5 protein-coding genes are annotated in these 7,335 nt (G+C 37.7%); 3 read left to right on the top strand and 2 right to left on the bottom strand.

The annotated features are described in order from the left end of the window. Positions 1-526: 526 nt before the first annotated feature. Together ytrI and V7097_RS09005 are read right to left on the bottom strand one after the other, a co-directional pair. Entirely contained in the window at positions 527-1,057 is a 531-nt protein-coding gene (gene ytrI / locus V7097_RS09010; protein WP_335703263.1) for a sporulation membrane protein YtrI, read from the bottom strand. Further along, the gene (locus V7097_RS09005) at positions 1,030-1,368 is read right to left on the bottom strand and encodes a YtrH family sporulation protein (protein WP_335703262.1); all 339 of its coding nucleotides are present in this window, start codon (positions 1,366-1,368) and stop codon (positions 1,030-1,032) included. Before V7097_RS09005 ends, ytrI begins: the two co-directional genes overlap by 28 nt. 163 nt (positions 1,369-1,531) lie before the next feature. Between V7097_RS09005 and V7097_RS09000 the strand changes: the two genes are divergently transcribed. The 3 genes from V7097_RS09000 to V7097_RS08990 all read left to right on the top strand — a co-directional run bounded on the left by V7097_RS09000 (position 1,532) and on the right by V7097_RS08990 (position 7,203). Beyond that, positions 1,532-4,897 carry a DNA polymerase III subunit alpha gene (locus V7097_RS09000; RefSeq protein ID WP_335703261.1) on the top strand — a complete coding sequence of 1,122 codons (3,366 nt, stop codon included), beginning with the start codon at positions 1,532-1,534 and terminating at the stop codon, positions 4,895-4,897. 206 nt (positions 4,898-5,103) lie between these two features. Beyond that, a complete protein-coding gene (locus V7097_RS08995; protein WP_335703260.1) occupies positions 5,104-6,333 on the top strand; it encodes an NAD(P)-dependent malic enzyme in 1,230 nt (409 codons plus the stop codon). Positions 6,334-6,630: 297 nt separating this feature from the next. Continuing rightward, positions 6,631-7,203, top strand: a complete 573-nt coding sequence (locus V7097_RS08990; protein ID WP_335703259.1) for a FadR/GntR family transcriptional regulator — start codon at positions 6,631-6,633, stop codon at positions 7,201-7,203. Positions 7,204-7,335: the final 132 nt, after the last annotated feature.

Raw genomic sequence — 7,335 nt, 5'->3', positions numbered from 1 at the left:
ACAATTTTGGTGCAGTTCACATATTGTGGTGAGTTTTCTTTTTAATGACAGCGAAGACCAAATTTCTTTGAAAAACCAGAGAAAGTGGTTTTCATAAAGGTGATGAAGACCAAGTCCCTTCGGAAAACTAGAGAAAGTGGTTTTTATAAATGCGATGAAGACCAAGTCCCTTTGAAAAACCAGAGAAAGTGGTCTTCATAAATGCGATGAAGACCAAATCCCTTCGGAAAACTAGAGAAAGTGGTTTTCATAAATGCGATGAAGACCAAATTTCTTTGAAAAACCAGAGAAGTGGTCTACATTAATGCGATGAAGACAAAATCTCTTTGAAAAACCAGAGAAAGTGGTCTTCATAAAGCGATGAGGGATAAATCCTTTCGAAAAAACAGAAGAAATAGTCCATCAAAAAATGATTAAATAACCTTGATAAATAAAGAATATGACGTGTGCCAAAGCACATGTCAGTTCTAATACCATTTATTAAAATTGCACCCACAAACGGAACCAATACAAAAAGGAGGCTTAGTTATTTAGCAAGTTCGATACTAAGGGAAATTTCAAGTGTTGTATCGAAAAAGACAGTATGAATTTTGAGTCTATATGATTTATCGTCCAGCTCGAAAACACTATTTTCGATTGTCCTAAAAAGAAGCTCTTTGTTTTTGGATACGGTTTGAACATCCTGTCCAATTAAAGAGTTAAGATCCTCAATTACAGTGGTTCTCATATGGTGAAGATTGAGTGAACTTAGGTCAAATTTCTTTTTGTTTACGAAATCCACCTTGAAGTCCTGAATTTTGAGCTTGTTTTTGTTGTCTTCGTTTAATTTTTTCATATCTTCTATAAGAATGTCCTTGCTTTTTTTTAAATCATTAATTTCACTTACCTGTTCTGTCATTTTTAGAATTTGTTTATCCTGTAACACACCAAACTGAAACAAAAATACAAACCAACTTATTAATGCACCGATCACAACGCCTGCGAAAAATCGTTGCCAGCCCGGTTTTTGATGATAGGGTGGGACTCTCATTAGGTTATATGCTCCTGTGTAAACCACTCAATTATTCTCCAGCCGAATTGAGCTCCTCCCATCGCCGAGACAATAAGAAGAAATTGTTTAAACACATCTTTTGTCTGTCCAAGAAAAATCCCCTTTTCAAAGCTGTAAAAAGTATCAAATGTTCCACCAATTGCAGCAACAAGTGCCCAAATTTTCAACTTGCTTGCTACCGAATAGATTTCGGATAATGGTGCTTGACCCGAAAAAAAGGCACCTATCCCTCCGATTAGCGATCCACCTAAAAGGACCCCAAGGGCAATAAAGAAACTATGAATAAATGCAGGCATAAATGCGTCTTTCACTTCCATTTAGACACCCTCTTTGTAAAAATGTTATGGTTTACGAAACTTTTACTATATGTATATGGACAAACACTAGCCAGTATGAGTTTTGTTTTGCTTGTTTCGTAAATAGGACTATAATTGAAGTATTGTATAGGACGAAAAAATAAATGAAAGAGGTGTAATTTCGTTGCCTTTTGTTCATCTTCAGGTTCAAAGCGCCTATAGCCTTTTATCGAGTGCTGCAAAAGTTGAAGCTTTGGTTGAAAAAGCTAGCAACCTAGGGCTTAAAGCGTTGGCATTAACCGATGAAAACGTAATGTATGGCGCGATAGCCTTTTATAAAGAATGCAGGAAGCGTGGAATCAAGCCAATCATAGGCATGACTACCTCGGTATTATCGGAGGAAGAAAACCACACTGCTTATCCTGTAGTATTACTTGCAAAAAATAACAAAGGATATCAAAATCTCTTAAAAATAAGTAGTGCCATTCAAACTAAATCAAAGGATGGAATTCCCAGAAGATGGTTATCCCAATATCGCGAGGGATTAATCGGTATATCACCTGGTCTTAAAGGGGACATCGAGCAAAGCCTAAAGAATGGAAAATACGAGGAAGCAATAGAGCGAGCAAATTCCTACAAACAAATCTTTGAACAAGAAAGCTTTTATTTAGCAGTGCAAAATCATGGCTTGCGAGAGAATGTCGAAATGAATAGCAATTTATTCAAAATAGGTCAAGATCTGCAAATTCCATTGGTTGCCACAAACAATGTTCAATACATAGAACAAGCAGATTCATTTGCTCATGAGTGCTTACTATCTATAAAAAATGGGACGAAGCTTTCAGATGAAGATCGAGTCATCCTTCCGAGCAAGGAATACTATTTAAAATCTCCATCACAAATGACCGACCTATTTTCTGACACACCAGTGGTTCTTGAAAACACATTACACATTGCCAGGCAATGTAATGTCGAAATTGAATTAGGGAAATTTGCATTACCGAAATATCCAGTTCCGGGTCATGAATCTGCAGAGGATTATTTGTCACGAATCTGTCTAAAAGGACTGAAAGAAAGGTACCAAAATCCTACTGATGAACAGTCCGAACGACTCCAGTATGAGCTTCAAGTCATCAAAAAAATGAATTTTAGTGATTATTTTTTAATTGTTTGGGATTTTATGAAATATGCGCATGAGAACGGTATTGTAACGGGACCAGGAAGGGGTTCAGCAGCGGGCTCACTGGTCGCCTATGTTCTATATATAACTGATGTTGATCCACTTGAACATCAATTATTATTTGAACGATTCTTAAACCCTGAAAGAATATCAATGCCCGATATTGATATTGATTTTCCAGATAACCGACGGGATGAAATGATTGAATATGTTTCGAAAAAATATGGCAGACTTCATGTTGCCCAAATCATTACATTTGGAACATTAGCTGCAAGAGCTGCACTTCGGGACGTTGGAAGAGTGATGGGAATCTCTCCTAAAGAAGCTGATTTTCTTGCAAAACAAGTTCCAAGTAAGCTTGGAATCACACTGCAACAAGCCTATGAAGAATCGCAAGGATTACGGGAATATATTCAAAACATCGAAATCGGACGGAAAATCTTTGAAACAGCGAAAAAAATTGAAGGTCTACCAAGACATACTTCCACACATGCTGCAGGGGTTGTTATTAGTGAACAACCGTTGACGGATTTAATTGCCATTCAAGAGGGTCATAATGAAGTTTATTTAACACAATTCCCAATGGATATACTCGAGGAAATTGGTCTCTTAAAAATGGATTTTCTTGGACTTCGTAACTTAACGCTTATCGATAATATTCATTCCACGATTAAGCGTAGCACAGGAAAGAGTATTGACCTTTCGACGATCCCTTTAGATGATCAGAAAACATTTGCCTTGTTAAGTAAAGGAGATACGACAGGGGTTTTCCAGCTAGAGTCAAGCGGGATGAGGAGTGTTTTAGTAAGGCTTCAGCCGAATGCACTAGAAGACATTGTGGCAGTAAATGCTTTGTACAGACCTGGTCCAATGGAAAATATCCCATTGTATATTGCACGAAAGCATAAAAAAGAAGCAGTTCAATATCCACATCCTGACCTAAAACCGATTCTACAAATGACATATGGGGTTATTGTGTATCAGGAGCAAATTATGCAGATTGCCTCAAAAATGGCCGGATTTAGTCTTGGTGAGGCTGACCTTTTAAGAAGAGCCGTAAGTAAAAAGAAGAAAGAGGTTCTTGATAAGGAGCGGCAGCATTTTGTTCAAGGTAGTTTAAGCAAGGGCTATACCGAAAAAACGGCAAATGAGATTTACGACTTAATTGTTAGATTTGCTAACTATGGTTTTAACCGTAGTCATGCCGTTGCCTATAGTATGATTGCTTATCAGCTCGCCTATTTAAAAGCAAACTATCCGCTCTATTTTATGGCTGCACTACTCACAAGTGTGATTGGAAACGATGACAAGCTAGGACAATATATTCGTGAATCCAAACAAAAGGGCATTACCATTCTGCCCCCATCTATTAATAAAAGTTTTTATCCATTTATTGTAGAGAAAAAGGCGATTCGATTTAGTTTGGCAGGTATTAAAAGTGTAGGAGTTGCCGCGCTAAAAGAGATTGTCGAAACAAGAAAGGTTAAACCATTTTCAGACCTATTTGATTTCTGTGTTAGAACCTCGATGCGAAGTATAAATCGTCGTACTTTAGAAGCGTTAGTTTGTTCAGGCGCTTTTGATGAATTTGGAGAACATCGAGCAACTCTTTTAGCAACTTTAGACGTTGCACTCGAACATGCAGAACTCGTACGACCGAAGGATGATGAAAATCAATTTGAGATGTTTTTTGAGGATGATTTTGGACTTAAACCAAAATATGTTGAAGTTGAACCATTTAAGGAAATGGAAAAACTCCGCTTTGAAAAAGAGGCACTCGGTTTTTACTTATCAAGTCATCCTATTACTTCGTATTCAACTTATTTAAAGAAAAACGGTGCGATAGCGATTGCGGAGGCGTCCTTGTATCTTCATCAAAATGTTGTGATTGGTGGGTTTATAACAAAAGAAAGAACGATACGCACAAAAAAAGGTGAAGTTATGGCATTTTTGACTATTGGTGATGACACAGGCGAATTAGAGGGAGTTGCCTTTCCGAGAACCTATAATCAGTCAGCAAAGCTTTTGAAAAACGAGGCTTTATTATTACTAAAAGGAAAGATTGAAAATCGGAATAATCAACTACAACTGATTATCAATCAAGCTCAAGAATTGCCTGAAAAAGTGGATTTACCGGAAGAAGAAAAGAAACTGTTTATCAGGATGAAAAATGGCCAACAAGCAGATCGAGTTTTTATCGACTTAAAAGAATTGTTAAAGGAATATCCTGGTGAAACGCCAGTTGTTCTCTATTATCAGGAATCACAAAAAACCATTCAGCTTCAACAAGAGCTTTGGGTCAGTCTTAATTCAAATTTTTTAACTGAAATTAAGGAATTAATGGGTCCACAAAATGTGGTGTTCCACTAACAAACTCTTTACAGGAACAGCATATATGTTATATTGTAATAGAAAAGCGAAGTGGCCATACCACTTACCTATGAATGAATAAAAAAATTCTATTTTACTAGTTTTCATGAATAATGTTGGACAGGTTTTAACTACTTATATGACTACAAATGGTGCCAAAATTCATGGCGGCCAAGTTTTCTTTATAACAAGGAGTGAAAAAGGAAATGACTCTAAGAGAAGAAGCTCTACATATTCATCAAATTCATAAGGGAAAGCTTGAATTAAAATCAAAAATTCCAGTAAGAAATGCAAAGGATTTAAGTTTAGCATACTCACCAGGAGTAGCTGAACCATGTAAGGTTATTTACGATGATAAGTCCAAAGTATATGAATACACAATGAAGGGGAATATGGTAGCTGTTGTTTCTGATGGGACAGCAGTGCTTGGCTTAGGAAACATTGGTCCAGAAGCTGCTCTTCCTGTTATGGAAGGTAAGGCTGTACTGTTTAAGAGCTTTGCAGGTGTAGATGCATTTCCAATTTGTTTAAACACAACAGATATTGACAAGATTGTGGAAACTGTAAAATTATTAGAGCCTACTTTTGGTGGAGTCAACTTAGAGGATATCGCAGCTCCGAATTGCTTTGTTATTGAGGAGCGCCTTAAAAAAGAAGCTAATATTCCGGTTTTTCATGATGATCAACACGGTACCGCGATTGTTACAGTTGCAGGACTAGTGAATGCATTAAAGCTTGTTGGTAAGAAAATGTCGGAAGTAAAAGTTGTTGCAAACGGAGCAGGTGCTGCTGGTATTGCAATTATTAAGCTCTTATATCGCTATGGGGTCCGCGACATTATTATGTGTGACTCTAGAGGAGCGATTTTTGAGGGGCGTACCTTTGGTATGAATGATGTGAAGGCAGAAGTTGCAAAATATACAAATCGTAATCGACTAGAAGGCTCTCTTGCAGATGTCCTTCAGGATGCAGATGTCTTTATCGGTGTATCTGTTGAAGGTGCTCTCACAGCAGATATGGTAAAAACGATGAATCAGGACCCAATTATTTTTGCTATGGCAAATCCTAATCCTGAAATCATGCCTGATGTAGCATTGGAAGCAGGGGCTAAGGTTGTTGGAACAGGAAGATCTGATTTTCCAAACCAAGTAAACAATGTACTTGCATTCCCAGGGATTTTTAGAGGGGCTTTAGACGCTCGGGCCACTCATATTAATGAACAAATGAAAATTGCGGCAGTAGAAGCAATTGCATCATTAGTATCTCCCGAGGAGCTTCGATCTGAGTATGTCATTCCTGCACCATTTGACCCCCGAGTTGCTCCAGCAGTTGCAGCAAGTGTGGCAAAGGCAGCGATGGAAACAGGAGTAGCAAGAATCACTGTAAATCCAGAAGAAATTGCTGAGAAGACACGTCGTTTAGCTATTATTGAATAACTTTATTCAGATCCACTTCTACAAGTGGTGGGATGTATGCATTAGGAGCATAAAATTCTATGTTGGGCTCAAACCAGACTGAATAAAGTTAAAGCCTCCGGCGGATGCCACGATTCTTTAAAGGAAATTTTTCGAGCAAAGGATCAAAGACTAAGAACGCCACTTCCTGTGGCAACGTCTTTGTGACCCACCTCGTGTGGGCCTAAAAAAATCGGGCGCAAATACGCCAAGGCGCATTTGATTTAGATTGGCTGTGATAATGTGACATCCCAAAATTCTAAGGTTTACATTGAAATTGTGAAACAAATTAGGTCCATCATTCAAGATGATGGACTTTCCACTGGGGATAAAATCCCCTCTGAACGAGAGCTTTCCGAGCGTCTTAATGTAGGGCGATCCTCTGTAAGGGAGGCATTTAGGTCGCTTGAACTATTAGGACTGATTGAAACGAGAAGGGGAGAAGGTACATTTTTAAAGGATTTTGGGGATCACCAGTTGATTCATTTACTAGGTACCTTTATTATCCAAGGAGATAAAACAAAAGATGATCTCCTCGAAACAAAACAAACACTCGAAAAATCCTGTATAGAATTAGCGTGTCAAAAAATGAACGAACAGGTGATCACAGATCTAAGAAGGACAATTTGGGATGCCCATGATCCCGAAGAATACCTTTTTAAAACAATTGCCGAAGCAACAGGTAATAGGCTTCTACTGCGAATCTGGGTCGTTATTAATGAATATGTGAAGTTTATTTATGAGGAACAGACACATGTAAGAAACAAAGAAGGTTTTGATGAGTTGATTGACGCACTAAGTAAAAGAGATGTGGCAAAAGCTTTATCTGCCTATGGAAAAATTAATTTGTAGGAATTTGTCATGTTTTTGTTGACATATTCCTACAAAAAATAAAGAAGACATTCAGTAAAGTATAAGTACATGCTTTTTTGGCAACGAAGGAAGATAATGATTTTCCTTTTTTTCGTTACACAACTTTTTGTC

The sequence above is a fragment of the Bacillus sp. JJ1562 genome (genome assembly GCF_036962705.1).
Classification (GTDB): Bacteria; Bacillota; Bacilli; order Bacillales; family Bacillaceae_L; genus Ferdinandcohnia.
The sequence above is the reverse complement of the archived record's forward strand: the minus strand, read 5'-3'. Positions and strand labels throughout refer to the sequence as shown.

Bases quoted from the DNA above. Each gene is read 5' to 3' on its own strand.
- V7097_RS09005 (WP_335703262.1), bottom strand. From the start codon at position 1,368: ATGGAAGTGAAAGACGCATTTATGCCTGCATTTATTCATAGTTTCTTT.
- V7097_RS08995 (WP_335703260.1), top strand. From the start codon at position 5,104: ATGACTCTAAGAGAAGAAGCTCTACATATTCATCAAATTCATAAGGGA.